Source organism: Paenibacillus sp. FSL H7-0943 (genome assembly GCF_037963265.1).
GTDB classification, from domain to species: domain Bacteria; phylum Bacillota; class Bacilli; order Paenibacillales; family Paenibacillaceae; genus Paenibacillus_AQ; species Paenibacillus_AQ odorifer.
In genome coordinates this window covers 1,716,265-1,741,693 of the sequence record NZ_CP150148.1, presented here as the reverse complement: position 1 = coordinate 1,741,693, position 25,429 = coordinate 1,716,265, and the positions used below count along the sequence as shown (strand labels likewise).

The 25,429-nt window shown below is 45.5% G+C and carries 28 protein-coding genes and 1 riboswitch; of the genes, 5 read left to right on the top strand and 23 right to left on the bottom strand.

Going from position 1 to position 25,429, the window contains the following annotated elements; translation table 11 throughout:
- Positions 1–7: 7 nt before the first annotated feature.
- Genes NSQ55_RS07620 through NSQ55_RS07605 form a run of 4 tightly spaced genes read right to left on the bottom strand, consistent with a single transcriptional unit; the run spans position 8 to position 4,382 of the window.
- Positions 8–1,285, bottom strand: coding sequence for a glycoside hydrolase family 27 protein (locus NSQ55_RS07620; protein WP_339174432.1), 1,278 nt, complete (start codon positions 1,283–1,285; stop codon positions 8–10).
- Positions 1,286–1,316: 31 nt separating this feature from the next.
- Positions 1,317–1,589 carry a DUF6171 family protein gene (locus NSQ55_RS07615; protein ID WP_076106144.1) on the bottom strand — a complete coding sequence of 91 codons (273 nt, stop codon included), beginning with the start codon at positions 1,587–1,589 and terminating at the stop codon, positions 1,317–1,319.
- Positions 1,590–1,593: 4 nt separating this feature from the next.
- Positions 1,594–3,069, bottom strand: a complete 1,476-nt coding sequence (locus tag NSQ55_RS07610) for an alpha-N-arabinofuranosidase (RefSeq protein ID WP_076125169.1) — start codon at positions 3,067–3,069, stop codon at positions 1,594–1,596.
- Entirely contained in the window at positions 3,066–4,382 is a 1,317-nt protein-coding gene (locus NSQ55_RS07605; protein WP_339172384.1) for an arabinan endo-1,5-alpha-L-arabinosidase, read from the bottom strand. The genes NSQ55_RS07610 and NSQ55_RS07605 overlap by 4 nt, the downstream gene beginning before the upstream one ends.
- 430 nt (positions 4,383–4,812) lie before the next feature.
- Here NSQ55_RS07605 and NSQ55_RS07600 point away from each other — a divergent pair, with 430 nt between their 5' ends.
- Both NSQ55_RS07600 and NSQ55_RS07595 read left to right on the top strand, forming a co-directional pair.
- Positions 4,813–5,769 carry a winged helix-turn-helix transcriptional regulator gene (locus NSQ55_RS07600; protein WP_036675692.1) on the top strand — a complete coding sequence of 319 codons (957 nt, stop codon included), beginning with the start codon at positions 4,813–4,815 and terminating at the stop codon, positions 5,767–5,769.
- 132 nt (positions 5,770–5,901) lie between these two features.
- Positions 5,902–6,060: a hypothetical protein gene (locus NSQ55_RS07595; protein WP_036675694.1), complete on the top strand. Its 159-nt coding sequence runs from the start codon at positions 5,902–5,904 to the stop codon at positions 6,058–6,060.
- 767 nt (positions 6,061–6,827) lie between these two features.
- On the opposite strand, the gene NSQ55_RS07590 is transcribed toward NSQ55_RS07595, so the two are convergent.
- The 16 genes from NSQ55_RS07590 to spoVAC form a co-directional block, all read right to left on the bottom strand.
- Positions 6,828–6,989 (bottom strand): hypothetical protein, encoded by a 162-nt coding sequence (locus tag NSQ55_RS07590; RefSeq protein ID WP_175617354.1) that lies wholly within the window; start codon positions 6,987–6,989, stop codon positions 6,828–6,830.
- A 36-nt stretch (positions 6,990–7,025) separates the two neighbouring features.
- Positions 7,026–7,796 carry a class I SAM-dependent methyltransferase gene (locus NSQ55_RS07585; RefSeq protein ID WP_076307065.1) on the bottom strand — a complete coding sequence of 257 codons (771 nt, stop codon included), beginning with the start codon at positions 7,794–7,796 and terminating at the stop codon, positions 7,026–7,028.
- A 56-nt stretch (positions 7,797–7,852) separates the two neighbouring features.
- Positions 7,853–8,776: a S1-like domain-containing RNA-binding protein gene (locus NSQ55_RS07580; RefSeq protein WP_036675697.1), complete on the bottom strand. Its 924-nt coding sequence runs from the start codon at positions 8,774–8,776 to the stop codon at positions 7,853–7,855.
- Positions 8,773–9,120: a ribosome silencing factor gene (gene rsfS / locus NSQ55_RS07575; protein WP_036675699.1), complete on the bottom strand. Its 348-nt coding sequence runs from the start codon at positions 9,118–9,120 to the stop codon at positions 8,773–8,775. The genes NSQ55_RS07580 and rsfS overlap by 4 nt, the downstream gene beginning before the upstream one ends.
- A complete protein-coding gene (gene yqeK / locus NSQ55_RS07570; protein WP_076125176.1) occupies positions 9,117–9,695 on the bottom strand; it encodes a bis(5'-nucleosyl)-tetraphosphatase (symmetrical) YqeK in 579 nt (192 codons plus the stop codon). Before yqeK ends, rsfS begins: the two co-directional genes overlap by 4 nt.
- Positions 9,667–10,269 (bottom strand): nicotinate-nucleotide adenylyltransferase, encoded by a 603-nt coding sequence (locus tag NSQ55_RS07565; protein WP_076138319.1) that lies wholly within the window; start codon positions 10,267–10,269, stop codon positions 9,667–9,669. The genes yqeK and NSQ55_RS07565 overlap by 29 nt, the downstream gene beginning before the upstream one ends.
- Before the next feature lie 36 nt (positions 10,270–10,305).
- On the bottom strand, positions 10,306–10,599 hold the full coding sequence (gene yhbY, locus NSQ55_RS07560) for a ribosome assembly RNA-binding protein YhbY (RefSeq protein WP_036675703.1): 294 nt from the start codon (positions 10,597–10,599) through the stop codon (positions 10,306–10,308).
- A gap of 67 nt (positions 10,600–10,666) precedes the next feature.
- Positions 10,667–11,539, bottom strand: coding sequence for a shikimate dehydrogenase (gene aroE, locus NSQ55_RS07555; RefSeq protein WP_339172374.1), 873 nt, complete (start codon positions 11,537–11,539; stop codon positions 10,667–10,669).
- Positions 11,540–11,556: 17 nt separating this feature from the next.
- Positions 11,557–12,684, bottom strand: coding sequence for a ribosome biogenesis GTPase YqeH (yqeH, locus tag NSQ55_RS07550; RefSeq protein WP_076104718.1), 1,128 nt, complete (start codon positions 12,682–12,684; stop codon positions 11,557–11,559).
- A 2-nt stretch (positions 12,685–12,686) separates the two neighbouring features.
- On the bottom strand, positions 12,687–13,208 hold the full coding sequence (locus NSQ55_RS07545; RefSeq protein WP_036675921.1) for a YqeG family HAD IIIA-type phosphatase: 522 nt from the start codon (positions 13,206–13,208) through the stop codon (positions 12,687–12,689).
- Between the two features lie 87 nt (positions 13,209–13,295).
- The gene (locus NSQ55_RS07540) at positions 13,296–15,536 is read right to left on the bottom strand and encodes a transglutaminase domain-containing protein (RefSeq protein ID WP_339172371.1); all 2,241 of its coding nucleotides are present in this window, start codon (positions 15,534–15,536) and stop codon (positions 13,296–13,298) included.
- Position 15,537: 1 nt separating this feature from the next.
- The gene (locus tag NSQ55_RS07535) at positions 15,538–16,782 is read right to left on the bottom strand and encodes a DUF58 domain-containing protein (RefSeq protein WP_076301931.1); all 1,245 of its coding nucleotides are present in this window, start codon (positions 16,780–16,782) and stop codon (positions 15,538–15,540) included.
- A gap of 1 nt (position 16,783) precedes the next feature.
- A complete protein-coding gene (locus NSQ55_RS07530) occupies positions 16,784–17,740 on the bottom strand; it encodes a MoxR family ATPase (protein ID WP_076125188.1) in 957 nt (318 codons plus the stop codon).
- A 155-nt stretch (positions 17,741–17,895) separates the two neighbouring features.
- Entirely contained in the window at positions 17,896–18,246 is a 351-nt protein-coding gene (gene spoVAE, locus NSQ55_RS07525) for a stage V sporulation protein AE (protein ID WP_036675923.1), read from the bottom strand.
- A gap of 2 nt (positions 18,247–18,248) precedes the next feature.
- Entirely contained in the window at positions 18,249–19,280 is a 1,032-nt protein-coding gene (gene spoVAD / locus NSQ55_RS07520) for a stage V sporulation protein AD (protein WP_036675714.1), read from the bottom strand.
- Positions 19,277–19,780 (bottom strand): stage V sporulation protein AC, encoded by a 504-nt coding sequence (gene spoVAC, locus NSQ55_RS07515; RefSeq protein WP_076125192.1) that lies wholly within the window; start codon positions 19,778–19,780, stop codon positions 19,277–19,279. The genes spoVAD and spoVAC overlap by 4 nt, the downstream gene beginning before the upstream one ends.
- A gap of 563 nt (positions 19,781–20,343) precedes the next feature.
- Here spoVAC and NSQ55_RS07510 point away from each other — a divergent pair.
- Positions 20,344–21,417 carry a M42 family metallopeptidase gene (locus NSQ55_RS07510; RefSeq protein WP_076125194.1) on the top strand — a complete coding sequence of 358 codons (1,074 nt, stop codon included), beginning with the start codon at positions 20,344–20,346 and terminating at the stop codon, positions 21,415–21,417.
- A 587-nt stretch (positions 21,418–22,004) separates the two neighbouring features.
- On the opposite strand, the gene NSQ55_RS07505 is transcribed toward NSQ55_RS07510, so the two are convergent.
- The 3 genes from NSQ55_RS07505 to NSQ55_RS07495 form a co-directional block, all read right to left on the bottom strand.
- The gene (locus tag NSQ55_RS07505) at positions 22,005–22,904 is read right to left on the bottom strand and encodes an aldo/keto reductase (RefSeq protein ID WP_076098851.1); all 900 of its coding nucleotides are present in this window, start codon (positions 22,902–22,904) and stop codon (positions 22,005–22,007) included.
- A 135-nt stretch (positions 22,905–23,039) separates the two neighbouring features.
- Positions 23,040–23,354, bottom strand: a complete 315-nt coding sequence (locus NSQ55_RS07500; protein ID WP_076125196.1) for a multidrug efflux SMR transporter — start codon at positions 23,352–23,354, stop codon at positions 23,040–23,042.
- Complete coding sequence (locus NSQ55_RS07495) at positions 23,355–23,717, bottom strand: multidrug efflux SMR transporter (protein WP_036675723.1); 363 nt, start codon at positions 23,715–23,717, stop codon at positions 23,355–23,357.
- A gap of 84 nt (positions 23,718–23,801) precedes the next feature.
- A riboswitch (guanidine-I (ykkC/yxkD leader) is annotated at positions 23,802–23,909 on the bottom strand.
- 148 nt (positions 23,910–24,057) lie between these two features.
- Between NSQ55_RS07495 and NSQ55_RS07490 the strand changes: the two genes are divergently transcribed.
- The gene (locus NSQ55_RS07490) at positions 24,058–24,552 is read left to right on the top strand and encodes an MBL fold metallo-hydrolase (protein WP_339172366.1); all 495 of its coding nucleotides are present in this window, start codon (positions 24,058–24,060) and stop codon (positions 24,550–24,552) included.
- 472 nt (positions 24,553–25,024) lie between these two features.
- Positions 25,025–25,354, top strand: a complete 330-nt coding sequence (locus tag NSQ55_RS07485; RefSeq protein WP_339172364.1) for a hypothetical protein — start codon at positions 25,025–25,027, stop codon at positions 25,352–25,354.
- The last annotated feature ends 75 nt before the right edge of the window (positions 25,355–25,429 follow it).

The following is a 25,429-nucleotide window of genomic DNA, read 5'->3' as shown; positions in this document are numbered from 1 at the left end:
CTCTCCTCTATTTAAACTTTAACAATACAGAACCATGCTGTGGAAGAGTTTGAGAAATACCTTCGTTAACCACTTCCAAATCGCGGCTCTGCCATAGATCACGTATAGTATTAGGAATTGAAACCTTAAGTTGCTCGAACGACACCTGAAGCGTTAAATCTTCATCGCTAAGATTAAACAAAGCTACATAGTGGTTACCTTGTTCATCCTCAGATGTCCAGATCGCATGCGCCTCATTTAGCGCTACCTGACTGCCGCCTTTACCATAACGATGCAGATGAAGCACTTCCTTATTGGTCAATAAAGATAATGTCCAATCATCATTGTCCCGAAGTTCTCCTCCAAACATTAACGGGGAGCGGAAAATACTCCATAGTGTCATCATGGTGACCTGCTCGTCATGAGTAAACCGCGTGAACCGGTCTCCCCCGCCATCTACAGAACGAATGCCCAGATGACCTAACGGCAGCATGTCACAATCCGGCCAATGGCCCGGCTGCACATAAGGAGCCCATTTCTCACAGCGCTCAAACATCCCGCGCAGCAAATGCCAATGATCCCAGTAATCATCGGTCATTCTCCAAAGGTTAGCGTGTCCGGCTAAGTGTTCAGCCTCTTCCACTGGAGCAGGTCCAGGCGAAAGACTGAGTACCATCTCGCGACCGCTGCGGTCAATAGCCTTACGGATCATAGCAACTTCTTCTTTGTGATATCCATAAATGCGAGAAGCGGCAATATCATCCACTTTCACATAATCCACACCCCAACTGGCATACAACTGGAACAGCGAGTCATAATATGCCTGACTGCCTTCTTTTGAAGCATCTACTCCATACATGTCCGTATTCCATGGACAAATAGAATTTGGATGAGCCACATCGCGTGCGGTTTGCTCAGATCCTAGAATGGCACTGGCTGCATGAGCAGCCTGACGCGGGATTCCGCGCATAATGTGTATGCCGAATTTCAAACCCAATCCATGTACATATTCAGCGAGTGGCGCAAACCCTTTGCCTCCCGCTGCGGAAGGAAACCGGTTCTCAGCAGGTTGAAGTCTGGAGTACTCATCCATAACCAGCGGTACAAAGTTGCGGTACTGCGAAGAATTTGCTCCAGGCTCATACCACTGAATATCCACAACTACATATTCCCAACCAAAGTCCTTCAAATGGGTAGCCATATATTCTGCGTTGCCTCTTACTTCTTCTTCATTTACACTGGCTCCGTAACAATCCCAACTATTCCAGCCCATCGGGGGCGTAGCAGCTAACAAATTTTGTGTGATGATTTTCACGTCCTTTTCAGAAACTTAGTATTCACTCCCAGCGAGGTGCCGAGGGATAGGGGCAAGTAGAGTCCTGCAATCTTGTTCTTACCTCTACGAGACAGCCGCAATAACGGCAAGTGCTACCAAATTGCAGGCCAGAGCAATCTCGGCAATGTTCAATACGCTGCAAATATTGCTCCTCCGGCGCTAAAGGTCTTTCTCTAGTGGCTATTTCTATTAAACGCTCCAGTTTTTCTGGGCTTATTCTCATGTTCTCATCACAGCTTTTGCAGCGACGGTTTTTTTCTTGGTTCTCTGACATGATGTTATTCCAGAGTCAAGACTACCACGGAAGCAGGTGGAAGCTCGCAGCTCAGCTTTTCACCTAATAAAGACGCACCCTCAAAAGCTACTGGAGTAACTGTATCCGGTGCCTCAAACGTATTGTGCGCTCCCAGCACGGAATGCGTTAAAATCTGACCTGTCACTTTGCTAAAGCTAACCTCTTCAATACCAATACTTAGCGATGCGCTGTCCTTATGGCTCAGGTTACAGAGTGAAACATATACTTTGCCATTCGTATCACGAGATGCAGAAACGCTAATCTGTGGAATTGTAAGCTCCCCAAACGTATAATCAGGGCTCTCAATAGTAACTTCAAGCAGTTCATTATCCTGATGCTCTTTGTACATTTCAAATACATGATAGGTAGGCGTTAGAATCATCTTGTCGCCCTCCGTCAGGATAAGGGCTTGCAGTACATTGACCACTTGAGCCAAATTCGCCATTTGCACACGACTGCTATGCTTTTGGAAAATATTCAGCGTTACCCCTGCTACCAATGCATCTCTGAGTGTATTCTGCTGATACAGGAACCCTGGATTCGTACCAGGTTCACTTAAGAACCAAGTTCCCCACTCATCTATAATCATTCCAACCCGCTTATCCGGGTCATATTTATCCATAACCGCTGAATGTTTAGTAATCAATTCATCCATATGCAAGGTTTTTTGCATAGTCTCAAACCATTCGGCTTCGTCAAAACCTAAAGCGTAACGTTTCTCTTCCCAGCTTCCAGGAATCGTATACGAATGAAGACTGAGACCATCCATAAACCGTCCAGCTTCGCGCATTAGCACTTCCGTCCAATTATAATCATCAACGTTGGCGCCACCAGCGATTCTATAGATCTGATTTTCACCATAATTGCGCACATATGTCTGGTAACGTCTGTACAAATCTGCATAATATTCTGGACGCATATTGCCGCCGCAGCCCCAGTTCTCATTACCTACACCAAAATACTTCAACTTCCACGGCTCTTCACGCCCATTTTCACGACGCCAGTCCGCCATCGGTGATTCGCCTTCAAAGGTCATATATTCAACCCACTCCGACATCTCCTGAACAGTGCCACTGCCAACATTCCCGCAGATATACGGTTCACAATCCAGCAACTCACATAATTCAAAAAACTCATGCGTCCCAAAATGATTATTCTCGACGACACCGCCCCAGTGCGTATTCACCATCCGCTTACGGGTTTCTTTTGGACCGACGCCATCCTTCCAATGATACTCATCGGCAAAACAGCCCCCCGGCCAACGAAGGACAGGAATATTAACTTTTTTGAGTGCTGCTAGGATGTCATTGCGGAAGCCCTTGGTGTTCGGAATCGGTGAATCTTCCCCCACATAGATCCCGTCATAGATACATCTGCCCAAATGCTCGGCAAAATGACCATATAGATATTTGCTGATCTTATTAATTCCTTTACCTGCATGTAGCTTGATCGTAGTCATCTATTCTCTTCTCCATTCTTTTGCTTACCCCAGATGGAAATTCCATTTTCATTTAATCCAGTAAATACAAGGGTCTGAGTTTCTTTCTCCCAATCCCATGACGGAAGCAATTGCACCTTCTCTATCCGGCCTTCACCCTCGACAACATCATTCCAGACCAAGGTCAGGACTCTGCATCCATCAAAAGACCAGCTTCCCTTTCCATTCGCACCTTCCAGCTTAAAGTCAGAGGATAGACTTATGACGGCAGACTGAATCTGGCCATCCGCTGAGGGGTCCATTACAATCCATTCCCACTGTCCTGCGATTAGCTGTTCTGGAATATCCTGTTCCACTTCACCCGCATACCGTTCTGGAGATACAACAGGCCAACCATCCTCTGTCCACAGAATTCGACGAACCTGTAAATAGGACCAATGTTTATCGATTTCACCACGTGCATGATGAACTATATAATAGCTGCCATCCTCATGAAGAACTGAGTTATGGCCGGGAGCTATCCAACCTGGATCTTGTCCAAAGCGATAGCCACCCAGTATTTTATTGCCGACCTCATATCGGGGTTGATGCGCACTATCAGTCATATCTCGTCCGTTATAATCCACATATGGGCCGGTAATAGTATCTGCACGAGCGACACGAACGTTATAATCCTCAAACAGGGAGTCATAGGAGACGAACAAATAGTATTTTTTGAATTGCTCGTTATACACTATGTACGGTCCTTCAACTGCTCCATCTTTAATGGTGTTATCCCGTTTAGCGATCAGCGTACCAAAACCTTCTTGCTTCGGTTTGCCCGTTTCCGCATTCAGCGCAATGATGTGAATTCCACCAAAAAAAGAACCATACACCATCCACATTCGCCCATCTGCATCCGTAAGCACATTGGCATCAATCGCATTCAGTGAATCTTCAGCACGCGTCTGAATCACTACACCTTCATCGGTCCAAGGTCCCTCAATAGAAGAAGAAGTTTGAAGACCGATTAGCGATTGTCTACTTCCGAAAGATGAGGCCGAGTAATACATTCGATACTGTTCACCGTATTTCACCACATCGGGTGCCCATAAATTAGTCGCCCCTGCCCATTCCTTCGCAACTTGGGGAATTCCCGGCAGCGCATAATGAACCCATTCCCAATGGATAAGATCCTGTGATTTCCGAACCATTACGCCTGGACGTAATTCTCCTCCGACTCTTATGTCGGTAGAAAAAACATAGTAACCCTCATCTGTTTTAATAATGCCTGGATCATGTGTGTTGTGAATCGTCCATAAAGACTCGATATCAATCACTGATAGATCATACATTGGCATGTTCCCCGGGGAACTTGGAAAGACAAGATCTGATGTTTTTTTTACCATTAAATTATCACCTCAGAAATAGCAACAGATTGAACAGCAATAAATATTAAATTTAAAATGAAAATATATGTATTCGCTTACAATATAAAATAACATATATAAAAAGCCTTGTAAATATATTTCTATAAACCTTTTTATATTTATATAAAATTAAACTCGAAATAAATGAATTATGGCGAAATAACAGCCTTTTTCTTTAGATTAATTCTTCATTCGTTTAAATTTTACTAAATCAAATAAAAATCATGCCAAAAACCCCTCTTATATTCGTACATTCTACAAAATAAGGAAGTATACTTTATTTATATGCCTTATTAGTTTATAATTTTATAAAATAGTATAATTTATGACGTAATCGGAAGAAGGTATTGATAAAATGATCTATATTAAAGATTTAATGAGTGGATTAGAAATTTTTAAGGCACTAAGCTCAGAAATCAGAATCCTCATTTTAGAGCTCCTTGCCACCAATCAAGCCTTGAACCTTAATGAAATTGCCAAAAAACTGAACCTCAGCAACGGCGCCATCACCATGCATATTAAAAAGTTAGAAGAAAGCGGTCTCATTGAGATAAACACATCAGTGGGTAAACACGGTATTCAAAAGGTCTGCTATTTAAATAAGGACAAGCTTATTGTTGACCTTCGCAGCAAGGATGTTGATAATCTTTACGAAGTAGAAATTCAAGTAGGTCATTACAGCAACTATCAGGCTGTTCCAACTTGTGGACTGGCTACCAAAGACAGCATCATCGGGGATTTCGACGAGCCGCGTTATTTTGCAGATCCGCAGCGAATTGAATCCGAAATTATTTGGATGGCCGAAGGGTTCCTCGAATATAGAATTCCGAACTACCTTAAAGCCAACCAAACGTTCCGCGAAATTCAGTTCTCGATGGAGATCGGCTCTGAAGCTCCTGGGTCTAACGATAACTATCCGTCCGACCTTTATTTCTATTTAAATGGAATTGAAATCGGATTCTGGACTAGCCCTGGCGATTTCGGAGATACCCGGGGAACATTTAACCCCGATTGGTGGCCTCCGCACCTAAACCAATACGGTATGCTGAAGCTGATCCGTATCAATAATGAAGGCAGCTTTATTGATGGCTGTCGGATTTCTGACGTGACCCTTGATGATATCCAATTGGATTACAAAAGTGAACTCACATTCCGTATCGCAGTAACCGACAAGCCTACAAACAAACGCGGACTCACGATTTACGGAAAACATTTCGGCAATTATAGCCAGGACCTACTGGCACGTGTGTTGTATGATGTACATGAAGTTGGAGAGGGCCTCCCTCGTAACGCTGTTATAATAGCAGAGTAACCAACCCTGCTTAAATAAAAAGACCCTAGATTCAGCTAACGCTGATTTAGGGTCTTTTTGTGCTTCGTATATTTTTTCGATATTGAACCATAATAACTTTGTCTCCCAAACCACCGAGAAGGAGTGTTTCGAATGCGTGAAGGTCTAATTCCCGCTGTTCTTGGAACCGTCGTAACCGCTTCTAGCGCCGCTTTTCTTGGAAGCAAGTATAAGATGGCAGCAACAGGCGTACTTGGATTTGGTCTGGCTCATGTCGTATTGGGTGCCATTGATCTGTTTGAGCATCGGTAAGGATTGGAAGATGCCGGGTGGTATGAACACTGCCCGGTTTATTTTGTATTTCTTATGTTGGCGCAATTACAAGCTGCTCCAACGGATGACGTCATAAAAAAACAGCGGTTCTCCTGATATGAGAGAAGCGCTGTTTATGTTTGGGGCGCTGGCTGGTTGCTCCAACCTTGTCTCCATCATCTCACGTAGCTTACGTGGCTTACGTGGCTTACTGGCTTACGTGGCTTACGTGGCTTACGCGGCTTACTGGCTTACGTGGCTTACGCGGCTTACGTGTCTTACGTGGCTTACGCGGCTTACTGGCTTACGCGGCTTACGCGGCTTACGTGGCTTACGGACCCAGATGACGTTATTTGCATATTTTTAGCTCTTGGAGCATGTTTTCGGACTCCAGTGACGCTATCCATTGGAAAATGACCAATATTGGACGTTTTTCAAGCCAATAGCTGCAATGGAGTCCGATAGCACCCAAAATATTGGAAAATGCTGCGTATAAGGTCTGCTGGGTCCGATCGCTACTACTAATACGTACATCTGATGGTAGTTGTGCATGCATGAGTGTTGGGTAGTGAAAACCTACATGTTTACGACAGCGGTAATGCATGAGCATTCGAGAGCGAGAACCTACGCTTCCGTAAAAGATAATGCATGAGCATTCGAGAGCGGCAACCCACACGCTTCCTCAATGGGCAATATATGAGCATTCGATAGCGGGAACCTACACGCTTCCGCAAAGCGGTAATGCATGAGCATTCGATTGCGGGAACCTACACGCTTCCGCAAAGCGGCAATGCATGAGCATTCAATTGCGGGAACCTACTTGTTTCCGGCAGCGTCAACCTATGTGCTTCTAACAGCAGCATTCCACTCGCTTCCGCCAGCAATAAGCTAAAGTCAAAAAAAGGGGCTGTCCCAGCAGCTATTTTCATAGCTTATGGGACAGCCCCTTTTAGCATTTTGAATAATTATTTTATAGCTACATAAAATAATCGTTCAGCATCATCTTCTGCCTCTACCCACTCGAAATCGGCGTAGATCTTCACATCACTAAACCCAGCCTTAAGCAGTTCTTCCTTCATCCAGTTAGGATCGTAGGCGCGCTGAATATGGGTCTCTTCGAATCGGCGATAGCGATCGCTATGTCCGTCTTCACGGGCAAAAATGGACAGATGATGTTCAATTTCGCGGCGTGGAACATCCATCTCACAAGTCCAAATATAAGAAACAGATGGCTCGTCCAGAATAAAGGGCTGTTCTTCTTCATAACGAATTAGTGTGTTTGGATGATGCACATCGAACAGGAAGGTTCCGCCTTGCTTTAATCCTGCATAGGTACTGGCAAAAACAGCGCTGATGTCATCCTCTTCCAACACATAATTCAGACAATCACAAAAGGAAATTACAGAATCCACCAGCTCCGGAAGCTCCCATTCCTTCATGTCTTGTCTAATCCAACGAACACTGCCTTCGCGCAAAAAGCGCCGTCCCTGGGGATGCTCCTCCATTTTGCGCTGTGCCACTGAGAGCATGTCAGAAGATAAATCGATTCCGGTCATATGATATCCTGAACCCGCCAAAGGAATTGTAATACTTCCTGTTCCGCAGCCAAGCTCGGCTACAGTTAACGGTTTGCCGTATTTACTCCATGCGGCTTCAGCAAAGGATATCCAATCTGGATACGGCATATCTGCCATAAGCTCATCGTATACATAAGCAAATTTCCCATAGGAAGACACAATTACACCGCTTTCTATAACAACATTTTATAAATTCCGTCTATTGAATCGTAAGCTTAATCCGTCGTTTCTTCTTGCCCTTCGGTTGTTCCTTCTTCATTATCCTTAGCAACAAGATACGTCCAGTTCTCTTTTTGAGTAATATGGCCTTCCTTCATCAGCTTCCCAAGTGCACGCTTGAAGGCGGATTTACTGATTCCGAACCGTTGTTTGATAATATCTGGCGGCGTAGCATCCGAATAAGGCATCGCTCCACCTGGACGAGCATTTAAGAACTCCAAAAGTGCGGCAGAATCTACATCCATCCCCACTTCTTTACGAAGACCCATAGAAAGGTTAACACGTCCATCTTCACGGATATGAGAGACACGTGCTTCAAACTGCTCACCAAGACGCAGCAGACGGCTCCGCTCCGAGGAATGGACCATACCGATAATCCCAAAGCCTAGCACACCCGCATCCACAAGTACAAAAGTACCCATTTGCAGCGGCTTATACACTCGGGCTGTTACAGTCTGTCCCATCCAAGATTCAGGTGCAGGCAGAGCTAGAGGAGCAAGCTCCTGTTCTCCGGCCAGCTTGGCACGCAGACGCCCCTGTTTATCATGCTCCATGATCGCAAACACATAGTCCCCAACCTGCGGACGCAGCTCTGGAAGCTCTGGAAGCTCACGGATAGGCAGCAGCAGCTGACGTCCAAGACCCATCTCCAAAAAGCAGCCCAGACGCGGATGAATATCAGCCACTTCCAATAACGCCATCTCGCCCAGCGTCAGAAATGGTTTTTTCATCGTTGCCGCAAGACGGTCCTCGGTATCAAAGAAAATGAAAACTTCAACTTTATCGCCGGCTTTTACCTTCTCTGTCAGCTCCGTATAATGCAGCATAACATCCTGGTCTCCAGCATTCAGAAAAAATCCGTATGGCGAAACTTCCCGCTCTACATGAAGTGTAACCGTAGTTCCTGCAATCAGGCTCATACAGTTTCCACAACCTTGGCATCGGACCACAGACGCTCGATATTGTAATATTCACGCTCATCGCGGTGGAATATATGAACGATAACATCGCCAAGATCCATCAGCACCCAGCGTGCTGAATCCATGCCTTCAATCCCTTTGATCACTCCGCCTGCTTCATGAACCACTTTACGGACTTCGGTAGCGATCGCCTGTACCTGAATATCCGAGTTACCGTGACATACGATAAAGTAATCACTGATTGGTGAAACATTACGTAGATCTAGTGCCACGACGTTCATTGCTTTTTTATCTTCAACAGCCTTAAGGGCCAGTTCTAACAGCTTGCTTGGTTGTACACTCATATTTTATCCTCCAATATTCTAACTAAATCATTACGCGCCAGTACCGTTAAGGGGAAAATCACCCGGCGTTTCTCCAGTAACAAACTAATCGTAGAATCGAACCCAGCGACTAATCCTTCTTCCAAACTTACTTGTGCCTTCTCGCGTATCTTATCAACCCCGGGAAAATCACGCCCAGGCTCGATGTAGTCAGCTAAGCAGACGATCTTTTCAAGTAAACTCATGTCTTCACGGCCTGAGGTATGGAAACGAATCGCATTGATAATATCAGGATCCGTAATCCCATAGTCTTTCTCAGCTACAAAGGCGCCTACTTCCGAATGCCACATCTGCTTGTCATACACCAGAAGATCCAAATTTAATTGATTTTGTTCAATGATCTCCTTCATACGCTCAACCGGCCAATACTTGGCCACATCATGCAGAATTGCTGCTGTCTCTGCACGCTCAGGGTCAGCACCATATTGCTTCGCCAGTTGAATAGATGTCTCCATCACGCCGAGTGTATGCTTCCAGCGCTTATCAGGCATCTGTGCGGAGACCGCTTCAATCAGCGCTTCGCGGCTGTATGCCATACAATCCACTCCTTTGAACATAATCGAACACTGCCTCTGGAACCATATAACGAATAGATTTACCTGCTGCCGCCCGTTCTCTTAACATCGTTGACGAAATATCAACCAGTGGCATATCTGCAAGCAACACCTTCTTTGCTATAAAGTCTGGCAATGCATCCAGATCAAGAGGTGTTCCCGGACGACCCACACCAATAAATGTAAGCCGTTGCACCAGTTCTTCAATCTCGTTCCATTTCGGCAAATACTGGACCATATCCGCTCCAATGATGAAATATAGATCGAAATGCGGATACTCCTCTTGCAGACGTCTTATGGTCTCATAGGTATAGGAGACGCCACCTCTGACCACTTCCCAATCTAATGTGCAAAAAGCTTCGTGATTCTTCACCGCTTCCTGCACCATGGCTAGTCGGTCTTCTCCAGATACACCCGCCTCATGTTTATGAGGAGGGATATGTGAAGGCATAAACCATACCTCTTGCAGCCCATAAGTATCTCTTGCGGCTTCCGCTGCCATCATATGACCGATATGAAGAGGATCAAAGGTACCTCCCATAATTCCAACTTTCAAGAGGACGACCTCCTCGGTAAGGTATACTTACAGCTATTAACGCGGCAGCTCAATGGTTTTGTTATCACGTGATTCTTTGTATAGAACGACAGTCTTACCGATCACTTGCACAAGCTCAGAACCCGATTGTTCAGCCAGAGCAGCGCCAATTTCCTTGGGATTCTCAATATTATTGCTCAGTATACTAATCTTCATAAGCTCGCGCTTCTCAATAGCTTCTTCAATATGGCGTACGAGGTGATCGTTTACTCCACCTTTGCCTACTTGAAAAATAGGATCGAGATGATGCGCCAATGAACGAAGATACCGTGTTTGTTTACCAGTTAACATAAATGAATAACTCCTTAATTAACATATATTATTACCTATTATTACCCTAACTTGATGAATCCATTTCTTACTCATTTCCACCCAAACAATCGAGAATGGTCTGCCGCATGATTTCCGTAGGTGCAGGCTGCCCTGTCCAATACTCCAGTGCATAAGCTCCCTGATAGACAAACATACCAAGGCCTCCATGAATCGTACAGCCCCGTTCAAGTCCTTCCAACAATAGCCGCGTGCGCAGCGGATTATAAATCAGATCGCTTACGACCATTCCTTCACGAAGCAGTCCAGGATCTATCGGTGTCTCATCCATATGAGGATACATACCTACGGAGGTAGTATTGATCAGCACGTCTACACCACTTAGCATTTCTGCTACTTCGTTCATGCTAATCCCGATGACATTCCCTTTGCTCCGGCACTGTGTCGCCAAGTCCTCTGCCTTATCAACACTACGATTAGCAATAATGATTGAAGAAGGCTTCTCCTGAAGTAGTGCGGCAACAATTCCTCTTGCTGCTCCACCGGCCCCGATAACCATAATCTTCACACCAGACAAATCAGAAATAGCTTCCGCTTTGAGCGAACGCACATAACCGATCCCATCCGTATTATATCCGGTGAGCACTCCGTTATCATTAACAATCGTATTGACTGCACCAACAGCTACTGCACTCTCATCTAATACATCCAAATATTGCATCACTGCAACCTTATGCGGAATCGTCACATTCACTCCACGGAAACCAAGCGTACGGATCGCTTGCACTGCATCGCCCAGCTTCTCCGGGAGGATGTGAAGCGGTACATAAGCACCCGGAATTCCCAGCGCTTGCAGCGCTGCTTCATGCATAATTGGAGATTTGGATTGTATAATTGGATCTCCCATTACACCGAGTAGAATATTACCGTTATTGTAGCCTTCGACTGCAGTTGTAGACAATAGATTATCCTCCCTCGTTAAATCATCGAAGGGCGGGTAAGCACCTTCACACCACGCGGAACATGAATGGCCACAACTGCACCTTCAGTCCCATTAACCTTAATCCAGCCCAGACCCGAAATGTATAGATCGGTTCTGCTGCCCCGGTTAATCCGGAACTCATGCCGCTGCCAAGGTGGCAGCTTGTCCATCCGGTCACTTCCCGGTGGAGACAGCATTTCACCGCGATGATCCTGATAGAGGGAATCTGCGCGTTCCAGCTTCGTGCGATGGATTTTTAAAGTACCACTAATAAAGCAAGTGAAGGATTGATGCGGGCCTTGTACGAAATCAAAACGTCCCAATCCACCGAAGAAAAGAGTCTGTCCTTCGTTCAACTGATAGACTGTCGGCTTCAAAGGATTGGCAGGCATAACTGCATCCAGATCCTGACGCTCAACTAATTCACTATAACGCCAAGGATACACAATCCCTGGAGTATCTATAATGTAGTGGCCGTCATCCAGTGGAATTTTGACCGTATCGAGTGTTGTGCCAGGGTAACGTGAAGTCGTTAACTCCTGCTCTAAATCGCTATAGTCCGAAATCAGACGATTAATAAGTGTGGATTTGCCCACATTGGTAGCACCTACTACATATACGTCGCGTTGACCGCGCAACTCCGTTACGGCTTCCAGCAAACGGTCAAAACCTTGATTGCGTTTCGCACTGCAAAGTACGATTTCAGCCGTCCGCAAGCCTTCCTCTTTACAGCGCTGCTGCATCCAGTTACGCAACTTGTTCCAGTTTGTAACCTTCGGCAGCAAGTCACATTTATTCACTGCAAGAATAACAGGGTTATTGCCAACAAACCGCTGCAGGCCGGAAATCAGACTGCCTTCGAAATCGAAGATATCGACAATATGAATAACAAGCGCATTCTTCTCTCCTACTCCACTCAGCAGGCGAAGAAATTCATCCTGATTCACCGAAACAGATGAAGCCTCATTATAATTTTTAATCCGGAAACAGCGTTGGCAAATCACCGGGTCCCGTTCAAGTGCAACCTCCGGAAGATATCCTGGTTGATCCTTATGCTCCGTCTGAAGCTTGATGCCGCAACCGCTGCACTTCTCAGGACGCTGTGTTTCGCTTTGTTCGTTCATTACTATTTATCCTCCTCGTGCCACAATCCTTTTTTGCGAAGCCGTGTCAGAGCAACCCGCTCTACCCGGCGATTAAACCTTGTGCCGAACCCCTCGTCCTTGACGGAGATTGGCAGTACCAAAACAGTATACAGGCCAAGGCGATTGCCGCCGTATACATCAGTAAGCATTTGGTCTCCCACCACAATCGTTTGTTCAGGGGGCAGCTCCATCTGCTTCATCGCTTTGAGAAAAGGAGCATTACTCGGTTTACGAGCCTGGTGCACAAATTCAATATTAAGCGGTGTTGCAAAGCGGGACACCCGTTCCATGTTATTGTTAGATACGATGATGAGCTTAAAGCCCAGTTCCTTCACCTTTTCGAACCATAACAACAGCTCCGGAGTAGCCACAGGCGCTTTGGCACCGACCAGTGTGTTATCCAGATCCGTGATGATTCCGCGATATCCCTGTCTATACAGCTCGTCCAGAGCAATATCGAATACCGTATTCACCCGGAGTTTGGGAACTAACATTTCAAACAATACGTTCACCTCGATTTCATACAAAAAACTATAACATACTCCTTGCGCATCGCAAATAAATCTGTAGCTATACTTTCACGCAAAGTGTTATTTCTTGGATCTCATTTTTCTCCGCACCCACAAAGCTTCAGTATACACGCTCTGCCAGTCTTTGTCTTCAATAACCTCAGGGCTATATTTCGCCTTTTCGAACATTGTTAGTAGTGAGTATAGATGATCAGCCACTGCCGGCCGTTCTCCACTCCAGCGATCTACGGCTTCACGTAAAGTTTCGTGCTCTTCTTTTAACATTCCCTTGCGATGCAAATACCTTACCCAACGTTCAGTTTCCGCCACTACTTTCTGATCTGGCGTTAAAGGCCGGCCATTGCGCAGCTGTTGCATGAAGAAGCGAAGCTTAAAGCGTCTATGCCAAACTATAAAAATCGCCCAGGACAGCAACACCACTACAGCTGCCACAACAACCCATAGACCTACATGAAACCCTTGATCTTCTTGTGCATTATTCACAGGCGCTGGTGTAGGTTCTGCCTGCTCTTCTTGATCTTCTGGCTCGACTTCAGGGGTTTGCTCACTCTGAGTTAGAAGCGGAATATTAAATCCAGGTGTAGCTTCAACTGGAATCCAACCATAATCACCAAAATAAACCTCAGCCCAAGAGTGGGAATCCGCATTGGTAATTGTATAGTTATTATTCACTGTGCCGGATTGCTGTTGTGCCGGATTCATTGGGATTTCTGGCTGTTCCCCAGGTGCGTACCCCTTAACCCATCGTGCAGGGATGTTCAGAGAGCGCGCCATAGTAACCAGTGCCGTAGAATAATAATCACAGTAACCTTCCTTTAACTCAAACAAAAACCCTTCTACAAAATCGTTGCTTGTGACACGTGATATATCTGGATTATTGGTATATGGAAAGGTTTGTTGTAAGTATTGTTGCAAAAGCGCTGTTTTTTCATACGGCGTTTTTCCTTCAGCCGTGATTTCCTCAGCCAGCTCCCTGACTCTTTTAGGAAAATCGTTAGGCAGTTGAAGAAACATTTTCTCCAAATCGTTCCCTTTATATAGCTCCTCATACGTCTTTGTTGTCAATTCTTGAACAGGAATTACAGGAACCTCAGACGTCACCTCAAAAGTAGACGGATAAGCGAGTTTTTTCCCATCCACATCCCAGATCAGCTCGCTGTCTCGGCTTCTCCAGGAGAGTCCATCTCCAACTTTTTCCCCATTTAAAGAATCCACCGAAGATACTGAATAAGTGCCAAATAGTACGGGAAATTCATTATTATTAAGCACGGTTACTGTTTGTTTCAGTGTTCGTGTATTTACTTTAGAACCCACACTGCTCTCTAAAGCTTCACCTACATCCACCGCTTCTAGAGGTCCCCGATTTAACCGATCTCTATCGACCCAACCTCTTCCGGAATATAATCTGCGCGTTTCTCCCCGCATATAAATACGCAAATCAGAAACCACTGTCATCACCGGTGTATAATCGAAGGTAAAGCCGCCACCTAGTTGATCATCATTCAGACTGTAGCCTGACGAAGTATTGTTAGTAGGGGAGACAGAACCCATCTCAGATTTCGTGGTCCCAACTGTGCCCTTCCCAGAAGACTTCCCAATCCCATTCCATTCTTGCCAAGCGGTATAAGGATCGGTTAGGGTAGGCCTTACCCCAGGCATATTCACTCCAATTAGGATGACCAAAGAGAAGACGATGGCAATATTAATGACTATTTTCGTGGGATATTTCAGCAGATGCACCCAACCACGCGGATATTGAAGCTGGAAGCTTCTCAGATGCTGGCTGACCAGCCAGCCCATCCCCGCAAATACCGTCCAGGCTACTTCCTGCCACAAAACAATAGATGTAAAGGAATCCAAGGCAGCCAAGGCCACTATGTTCATTCCTATAAACCATAAAATACGTCTTTTTGAGGATACCCACCAAGACGACAACAGCAGCAGGGCTGAGGCTCCGAGAGCAAACCAGATATAGGGCACCATATGAACTGCAATATCCTGCAGTCTGTCCGGGAGGGTTGTTGCCCAAGGATCAGCAACGTATATACCATAATTGATAAGTATCCGATAAACGATATAAATAATAGCTGCCGCTTCAATAAAGAGCCTTATCTGAACTTTTACAGGAATTATGATTTCAATAACAGTGATCGTTATTAATGCAGCCCACACAACAGCAGTTGTCTGTCTTAACCAGATAGGTTCCGTATAAGAGACCCACTGGTGGGCTATAATCAAAAGCCACAATAGACCTAAAGAACGGTGCCAGGAGAATTTCATCTGATTCCACCAGTTTCTCATATCAGACTTCCCCTCCTAATACTATGGGAAGCTCTTGCAGTGAGCTAATGCTGTAGCCTGTAATCCCCCGTGATCTTAGAACGTCTGTCCAATCTGTGCTGCTATTCGTTTCTGATAAATTCCCTATATGAATGTGCGACGGAGTCATCCCTCTGCTGTCAGCCCAACGTAGTGCATCCAGTACAGGCTGACCACGTTGAGGACTAATTAGCACGAAGTATGAGCCTTTAGGGAACATACGGTAACCTTTTTCCAAACGGGATATGAGTGGACCGTGCCCTTCGGCGTTAAGATCGATCAAATATTGAATCATTTTCTGACGCTCAGCAGCACCTTCAACAGGTGCAAATACCTTCGTGGTCTTATCCAAACAGCAAAGACCGATCCCAATTCGCTCTCGAATGCCGAATCCAAGTAGTGAGGCTGCGACGGAGACTGCGAGTTCAAATTGATTCGAATTCGTATAAGCAGAAGCAGAGCCGTCCAGAACTAGAATGGTCTTGGGAATCGACTCATGCTCGAACTCTTTGGACTTCCACGAGCCTGTCTTTGCCGTTGCATTCCAATGAATGCGTGTTAGGCGGTCGCCATATACGTAGTCGCGTACACCGTTAATTTGGGTAGTCTCACGTCGTGATTGAACAACAGAGGTCTGTGGCCCAGAAAGACGGGATTTTCTTTCATATAACTGCCACCGCGGAACATAGATTGCACGAGGCAACACCTGAAACTGGCCTTCAGCCAGAAAAGTACCTTTATGCTCAACAAGGCCAAAAATATCTTGGCTGATGATATCCGTATCTGAAAATGTATAAGTGCCCCGTTCGAGAACTGGTGTCTGAAACCGCAGTTCCCCAAGTCCTCTGAGGCTGGGAATCAGGCTTTCCTCAAATACCCAGGATTCGCCATTATGCCGTTTCAGAACTTCCCTAACAACTACATAAGGTAAAGGCAAAATCCCCGGGATTGTGACCTTCAGACCTACACGAAGATACCCACCGGCAGAGAGCAAATCTCCCTTATCCTGTTCGGCATAAAAACTGCGAACACCCTTAGCCCGCCGAACGCCTCCCAAACCTCCAGCAATCAGATATGCAATAAGTACAGAGACCATAATAAACAACATAAATGCAGTTTTACCGCCCTGAAATAGTACATATAAGAGAGTAATACTCCAAATTACAAGGATGCTGGCGAACTTAGTAGGCTGAATGCGAGCTGCCACCGTAGACAAATAACGTCTCATATTATTGCCTCATCGTAACAGGCACTTGAATGCTCTGCAGAAGCTTTTGAAGCAGTGAATCTACGCTAACATTATCTAGGCGCGACTCTGGACGCAGCAATATACGATGACCCAAGGCAAATGGAGTAAGCACCTTTACGTCATCTGGAAGCACATAATCTCTTCCCTGTAAGAAAGCATAAGCTTTACAAGCCAGCATAAACGATAACGAAGCTCGTGGACTTGCACCGAGCAATACAAGCGGATGCTCTCTTGTCTGGCGCACAATATCTAACAAGTAATTCAGTACAGGATCACTCATATAAATCTCACGAATTTCCTCCTGAATACTAGCGATCTGCTCCATACTAGTGACAGCCGTAAGCCTGTCCACTGGTTGACCTTCTTGATGGCTCAGCAATAGATTTTTTTCGGTTGCTGCATCAGGATAACCAAGACTAATTCTTAGCATAAACCGATCCAACTGAGCTTCCGGCAACGTGTAGGTTCCCTCAAAATCTATCGGATTCTGGGTGGCGCACAACATAAATGGATGCGGCAGCGGATAGGTCTCCCCATCTACGGTTACATTTCGTTCCTCCATCACTTCCAGAAGGGCGGATTGTGTCTTTGTGGTGGCTCGGTTAATTTCATCGGCCAGCAGGATATTCGTCATCACTGGACCTGGGCGGAAATGAAACATCTCGTCTCTCGGATGATACACAGATACACCGGTAATATCACTCGGAAGAATATCCGGATTACATTGTATCCGGCGATACTCTCCGGACATTGATCTGGAAAGTGCGCGAATAAGCTGGGTCTTTCCTGTTCCCGGTACATCCTCGATCAGAACATGACCACCGGCAAGCAGCGCTGTTAGCAGCAATTGTATTTCAAATGATTTTCCAAGTATGCAGGATTCTAGATTATTACGGACAGCATTCATGATGTGCATTGATTCTTGACGAACGGGCATATATGATCCTCCTAGGTCAGAATAAGCAGTAATATTTATATTTTACATGATTAGGGGACCCAAAGTACATTGTTGAAGCTTACGAAGTGTAAACAAACCAAAAACCCGCAGGACAAAATGTCCCGCAGGTTCTAATCTAAATCGCTAAAATCCCATTATCCTTTAGGCCGAACAACCAATGCAGCCAGGAAAGAGAACACAATCGCTGACGAAATCCCTGCGCTCGTGATATCAAAAATCCCTGTAACTACACCGATCCAGCCATCCCTTTCCAGCTCTGTCAATGCTCCATGGACCAAAGAGTTACCGAAGCTTGTGATTGGAATGGTTGCGCCCGCACCCGCAAATTTCACAAGTGGATCATAGATGCCAAAAGCATCAGCAATCGCTCCGGCTACAACTAATGTACTCATCGTATGTGCAGGTGTCAGCTTCAATACATCAAACATCAGCTGGCCTATAACGCAAATGGCTCCTCCGATCAGAAAAGCCCATAAGTAAATCATCATTAAACTCCACCTCCACTTTCTATAGCAACAGCATGAGCCACACACGGAATGCTCTCTCCCTGCTGGTATGACAATGGGGATAATAAGGCTCCAGTTGCCACAATCAGCACCCGTTTTAGTTCACCTTTTTTAATACGCTTGAGTATATGACCATAAGTCACTACTGCGGAACACCCGCAACCACTTCCTCCGGCGATCACATACTTCTGTTTCTCCAAATCGTAGATAAGCAAACCGCAATCATCAAAGGTTGTTTGCTCCATTGGAATCCCTTCTTTAGCTAATAAGGTTTTCGCAATGGGCAAGCCTACAGATGCAAGATCACCTGTAACAATTAAGTCATAATGCCCGGGGGATAGTCCTGTATCCCGAAAATGCGCAGTGATCGTATCCGCCGCCGCCGGTGCCATCGCTGTTCCCATATTAAAAGGATCTGTCAAACCGAGATCCATTATTCGTCCAAGGGTAGCCGAGACCACTACCGGATTGTTGCCAGTCCCATCATTCTGACCTACTACAGCACAGCCCGAGCCTGTGACCGTATATTGCGCCGTTGGCGGCTTCTGTGAACCGTATTCGGTAGGATAACGAAATTGCTTCTCCACCGTACAGTTATGGCTGGATGTTCCCGCGAGCACGTATTTGCTGCCTCCGGAATCAACGATCATAGAGGCAATTGCAAGGCTCTCCATAGAAGTGGAGCAAGCACCAAAAACTCCAAGATAAGGCACACCTAATTTTCTTGCCGCGAAGGAGCTGCTGATAATCTGGTTCATCAAATCTCCGCCAACAAAAAACTCCAGCTTCTCCTTATCCAGGTTTGCATTAATCAGTGCCAATAGGGAGGCTTTTTCGAAAAGAGCCCGCTCAGCCTTTTCCCATGTTTTTTCACCCATTTCCAAGGAATCAAATATAAAATCAAAATCTGACGTTAATGGACCCTCTCCCTCTTCAGGACCCACTACAGCGGAAGAGCCTAAAATAACGGGACGGCTCGTGAACTCCCAAGTCTGACTGCCAAGCTGTTTCATGTATGTGCACCTCCGCCAACGCCTAAAAAGAGATAGACGATACCAATTATGAAAGCAGCAACGGCACCAAATACGATGACTGAACCCGCCAGCTTGAACATATTGCCGCCCACACCCAGCACAAGTCCTTCCGCACGATGTTCAAGAGCTGCTGAGCACATACTGTTCGCAAAACCAGTAACCGGAACCGCAGTTCCTGCACCGGCCCATTGCGCCAGTTTGTCATACACGCCAAAGCTGGTCAGGATTACAGAAAGTAAAATCATCGTCGCTACAGTTGGACTTGCGGCTTCTTTGGAGGTCATATCGAATATTGCCATATAAGCCTCCTGAATCCCTTGTCCAATTACACAGATTAGGCCGCCAGCAAGAAATGCTCGCACACAGTTTTTGAATACGGGCCTAGCGGGTACAAAGGGCTTGGACAATTTCTCGTAATCTTGCGGGGTCAGGGTATCAAGCTTCAGCTTGACACCCGATTTTTTCGTTTTCGCCGGCATTGAGGGCACCTCCTGAAAGTTAGGCGAAGGGGGCTGACAAGCATCATAGTAGTACTCACTTTGAGCCCCTCAAGTTGTTTCTTCGCTTAGAAGTTTTCCTTATTGTTTGCCATACCCCGCTTCGTTATGTCCCTCCAATTCAGGAAAAATACAGTAACACAACTATCAGCAGCAAGAACAGCACAAGAATAAGCACTGCTTCCTTTTCCAGAGAGTTGTGGCGCCAGTAACGTCTGCGCGCTCCGCTAACCTTTAGGTTTCTTTTGGAGTATCCTCCTTGCACCCTTCTTTTGGGTACACTACCTGCTACCCTCATTTCCTTCGCATCCTTTCTAAAGCTCCTGCCACCAGAGCCCCTATTGCATTGTATTCGCGGAGCGTTCACCGGGTGTTCATTTGTCTCTTTAGCATGGACAAGTGAGCTCACAATGTTCATACTAAGTGGCAGGAAGAAATAACGTTGTCGTCCATTTTGGATGGCAACCGTTTCTCGTAGAACTATAAGGATGATGTATAACGCAAAGCTTATACGTCCTTATATTTTAATAAAGGAGTGATTTCAAATGAATCAAGAAACATTGGATCTATTCAAAACACTTACCGAATTCCCTGCAGCCCCGGGCTTTGAGCGCGAACTCCGCGCTTACGTCAAGGATGCTATGACACCTTATACCGAAGAGTTCGTGCAGGATCGTCTCGGAAGTCTGTTCGGCGTATTGCGCGGTGAGGAAAACGGGCCAAAAATTATGGTCGCTGGACATTTTGACGAAGTGGGCTTTATGGTCACCGGAATTACTAACACCGGGATGATTCGTTTTCAACCGCTAGGCGGATGGCTTGCTTCTGCTGTTGCTTCCCAGCGTCTCCAAATCATTACACCAAAAGGCACATTGACCGGTGTTGTTGGCAGCACGCCTATCCACCTACTAAGCGCAGAAGAACGCGGCAAGACGGGCGAAATTAGCAAAATGTATATTGATATCGGTGCAGACAGCCGTGAAGAGGCGGAAAGCTTTGGCGTCAGACCAGGTCAACAAGTACTGCCGATCTGTCCGTTCACCCCGCTTGCCAACCCTAAAAAAATCATGGCTAAAGCGTGGGATAACCGTTACGGTGTAGGTCTCGCCATTGAGCTGGTTAAGTCATTACACGGCAAAAAGCTGCCTAATACTGTTTATGCTGGTGCTACTGTACAAGAGGAAGTCGGACTTCGTGGAGCACGTACAGCCGCTAATCTTCTGTCCCCAGACATTTTCTTCGGCTTGGATGCGAGCGCTGCTGCCGATATGACCGGGGATAGCCAAGCCTTTGGCCATTTGGGTAAAGGCGCTCTACTGCGCATTTATGATCCTACGATGGTTACACATCGCGGCTTAATCGAATATGTACAAGACACAGCGGATACTCACAAGATCAAATACCAGTATTTTGTCTCCCAAGGTGGGACAGATGCAGGTCAGGTTCATGTAAGTGGCATCGGCGTTCCTTCCGCAGTCATCGGAATATGCTCCCGCTACATTCATACTGCTTCATCAGTTATTCATAGCGATGACTACGAAGCTGCTAAAGAGCTGTTAGTTAAACTGGTAGAAGGCCTCGACCGCACTACACTGCAAACGATTATTGAGAACAGCTAAGTTCTTATTTTTAAAAGAGCAGCGATCCTTTTTGAAGGATTGCTGCTCTTTTTTGGGTCGGGGCTTACGGACCTGTGTCACTTGCGCCCCAGTGGTGTTTACAAACCCCGATATTACTTCTAAAAAACAATTGTGCTTATGAACCCCGTTGCCCGCTGATCCCGCCATTGGTACTACGACGGACCCATGATGCTTACGAACCCACGTTGTTTATTGTTTACGCTCCCCAAGTTGCTTGCTTACGGCGACACGTGGTTTATTGCTTACGCTCTCAAGTTGCTTGCTTACGGCGACACATTGTTTATTGCTTACGCTCCCAACGTTGCTTCCGGACTCAGATGACGCTATTTGCTAATTTAGAGCCTTTTGAGTAAAGTTGCGGACCTCAGTGACACTATTCCAGAGAAATGGGCTCATAATCGGTGTCATTTATGCTAATAGCGACTATGGTGTCCGATATTCCTCCAAAAGTGGCATAATTCTGCGTTTAAGATCATCTGTGTCCTATAGAGACTCCCCCTATCTCTTTTCATATAAAAAAAGCCCGCCTCAACGGCGAGCTCTTTGACAATTCTCAGACAGCTATATCAACTCATATCCAACGGCACTTTCCACGAAGGTATCGGGAAAGCCTCATCCAGCTTCCATCTTTCTTCTTCACTCAGCGTAATTAAACCTGCAGCAGCATTCTCAATTACATGCTCACGTGAAGAAGCTTTTGGAATCGTAATGATGTCCTCCTCGCGGATCGTCCAAGCTAACATAATTTGTAGTGGGGTTGCGTTATGAACACGGGCAATTTCCTGAACTGCCTCACTCTCGATAACCCCTTTGCGGAGCGCGCCTGCTTGTGCAAGCGGAGAGTACGCCATTACGGGCATGCGGTGACTTTTCTGCCATGGCAGCAATTCAGCTTCGATGCCCCTCGACCCTAAATGATACAGCACCTGATTCATAGCACAGTGAGTCCCCCCAGCTATACTAAGCAGCTCTTTCATATCGTCAACATCGAGGTTCGATACACCCCATCTTGCTATTTTACCTTGAGAGACCAGTTTCTCCATGCCTTCCACAGTCACTTCAAGCGGAATATCTCCCCGCCAGTGCAGTAAATAGAGATCCAGATGATCCGTATTCAGTCGTTGCAAGCTTTCTTCACAGCTGCGAATAAGATTCTCGTTGCCGGCATTATGTGGGTATACTTTGGATACCAGAAAAACGTCATCCCGAATTCCTTTAATAGCGTCACCTACTAAAAGCTCTGAGTTTCCTTCCCCATACATCTCCGCCGTATCTATCAAATCCATGCCTAATTCCACGCCTAATCTAAGAGCAGCAATTTCTTCCTCTCTACGGGAAGCATCATCACCCATATTCCAAGTTCCCTGTCCTATTCTAGGCACAGAGGTACCGTCTGGAAGCAGCATGCGGTTAGCTCGGTTCACTTTCACAATTTCAGCCAAATGCTCGATTGAATCCTTAGTCATTGTAAAAATCTCCTTACCGATAAATTGTATACTTACTTTATACGACCTTTATGACCCTTTCGAAACATCTGAATCGTGTCTAATTTATAACTTATCTTTCCTTTAGGAGAGAAAAAGCAACAAATTGGTTGCTAACTACGCTATCAACTTCAGCCCCACTGCGGCTCCCAGTATCATAAAAATACAGATAACCCGCCGCCAGTCTTTGGCCTCCCCATATAAAAGCATCCCCAAAATTGCTCCACCGGATGCACCGATCCCCGTCCATACCGCATAAGCTGTGCCCATAGGCAAACTTTTCATTGCAAATGATAGAAAAAGAAAACTTCCTCCAAAACCAAGGAAGAGCAGCAAAAACGACTGCAGATTCCGGTATTTATTCAACCTGTTGATCATAGCCACTCCGAACATTTCAAACAATCCTGCAACAACCAAAAATGCCCATGCCATTTAAGACTCCCCCTTTATTTCAGTTTCTTTGATATCTTTGGTTTCGTTAGTTACCATTTTCAGACCTATAACTCCTGCCAGCAAAATAACCACCAGTACCAGCTTCATTAGCTTGAAGGGTTCACCGAATAAAACCATGTCCGCAATGACTGTTCCTGCGGTTCCCAGCCCAACAAATACAGAATATACGGTACCCACCGGTAATTTACTGCTTGCTGAAATAATGACATAGAAACTTATGATTATGGCTACAACTGTGATCAGCCACTCCCACACGCTTGAAGCATGCTTTAAACCTATGACCCACATGACTTCGAAAATCGCAGCGCCAACTACCTTCAGCCACTCTGAATTCTTTTTCATTTCAAGCCCTCCTTCAATTCTCCATAACTTATGATTGCCCACGGACAAACAAATAAGCCCGGAAGGTCATCGCCAAATGGCGATACCTCCCGGGCTTTTATCCCTCCGTGTAGACACAAACTTAATGTTCGTGCGTTTTCCCTCGGACCAGACCAGCTGTGCACCCGCTGCGGAACCCTAGAAAACAAATAAATGATTAAGTTACATCGTATGGTAGCAAATCGGGCGTATAAAAGCAACCTTTTCTATTCCGAGCGTAATTAAATCACAGTATAAAATTCCATAAAATTATAAAATAGATATAAATTTCATTCGATTATCTAGGAAAAGAGGTTAATTCATGTTTCTTTCCAGACATTTTAACTGCGTCCCTCTAGTGGAAGGCATTTATTGCCTTGAAGCGAAGGAGCAAGGCGGAGCCATGAGTAATGCCGGTTTGATAGATATGGGTGATTACACATTAATCTTTGATACATTCAACACTCCACAAGCTGGCAAAGATCTTAGGGATGCCGCTCTGTATTATTTTAATAAACCTATCAGATACATCGTCAACAGCCATTGGCATGGAGACCACGTTAGAGGGAACCAATTCTTCTCGGATGAAGTAATCATATCCTCCAGTAGAACTAGAGAGCTCATGATAAAAACTCAACCAGACTGGCTTGCCCGAATGAAGAAACTGCTTCCTAATCTTGAAGAAGATCTTACGAAGCTTAATACATCTCTCGAGCTCAAACTGAACGATTCCAAACAACGAGAGCTCCTTTCGCAAATAGGTTATTTACAAGAAATCAAAGAGTCTATACTAACGCTTGAAGTAACCCTTCCCTAACTAACTTATGACCGCAAAATGACTATACATGGCTCGGCAAGGACCGTTGAACTCCTATCGGTGGGTACTGCCCATACGGAATGCGATTCTATTCTATTTTCTCCATCCGATTCTTTAGCTTTTGTTGGAGATATTGTCGCAGTTGATAATCATCCATTAGTAGTAGACGGTAATCCCTTATCCTGGTTGGAGGCACTTACTTATGTCGAGCGCTTAGATGTGAACATAATTGTTCCCGGTCATGGGCCCGTTACTCAAAAACATTATCTACAGCAAATAAAACGGTATATAAATGATATAATCCATATTAGCGAATCATTGATACGCGAAGACATGAATGTGAATGTGAACCATATACAAATTCCCGAGCCTTATCTGGGCTGGAATTATGGGAGTATTTTTTACAGAAATCTTGAGTTTTTGACGAAAGCAGCTAGTAACTAATTTTTGGAGTTGAAGGGAGCGGTTCGTTATGGTTTTTGGGATACTATTTGTAGGTGTTGCTGTATTTATTATTATACAAGCCGTAATACGTAATGGCTCGAGCTCAAACAAAAGTACCTTTGATAGAAATAGGCAAAATGATGCCGCCAACATGTCTTTTATGGCTGCCAGTCATCCGGATCTGCTGGATCCAAACCACTCTAATCATTCTAACCACCACCATAATCACCACGGAGATCACTCGCATCACCATTCTGGACCTGACAGCGGGGGGCATAGCTGGGGTGGAGACGGCGGACATAGTGGCGGTGGAGACTTCGGTGGGGGTGGAGATGCTGGCGGGGGCGGTTGTGATTAATTGAAAAGAAACGAAAAGAAAAGGACATTCCTGATCCTTCAGGAATGCCCTTTTTTTAATGCTCATTTATGATAC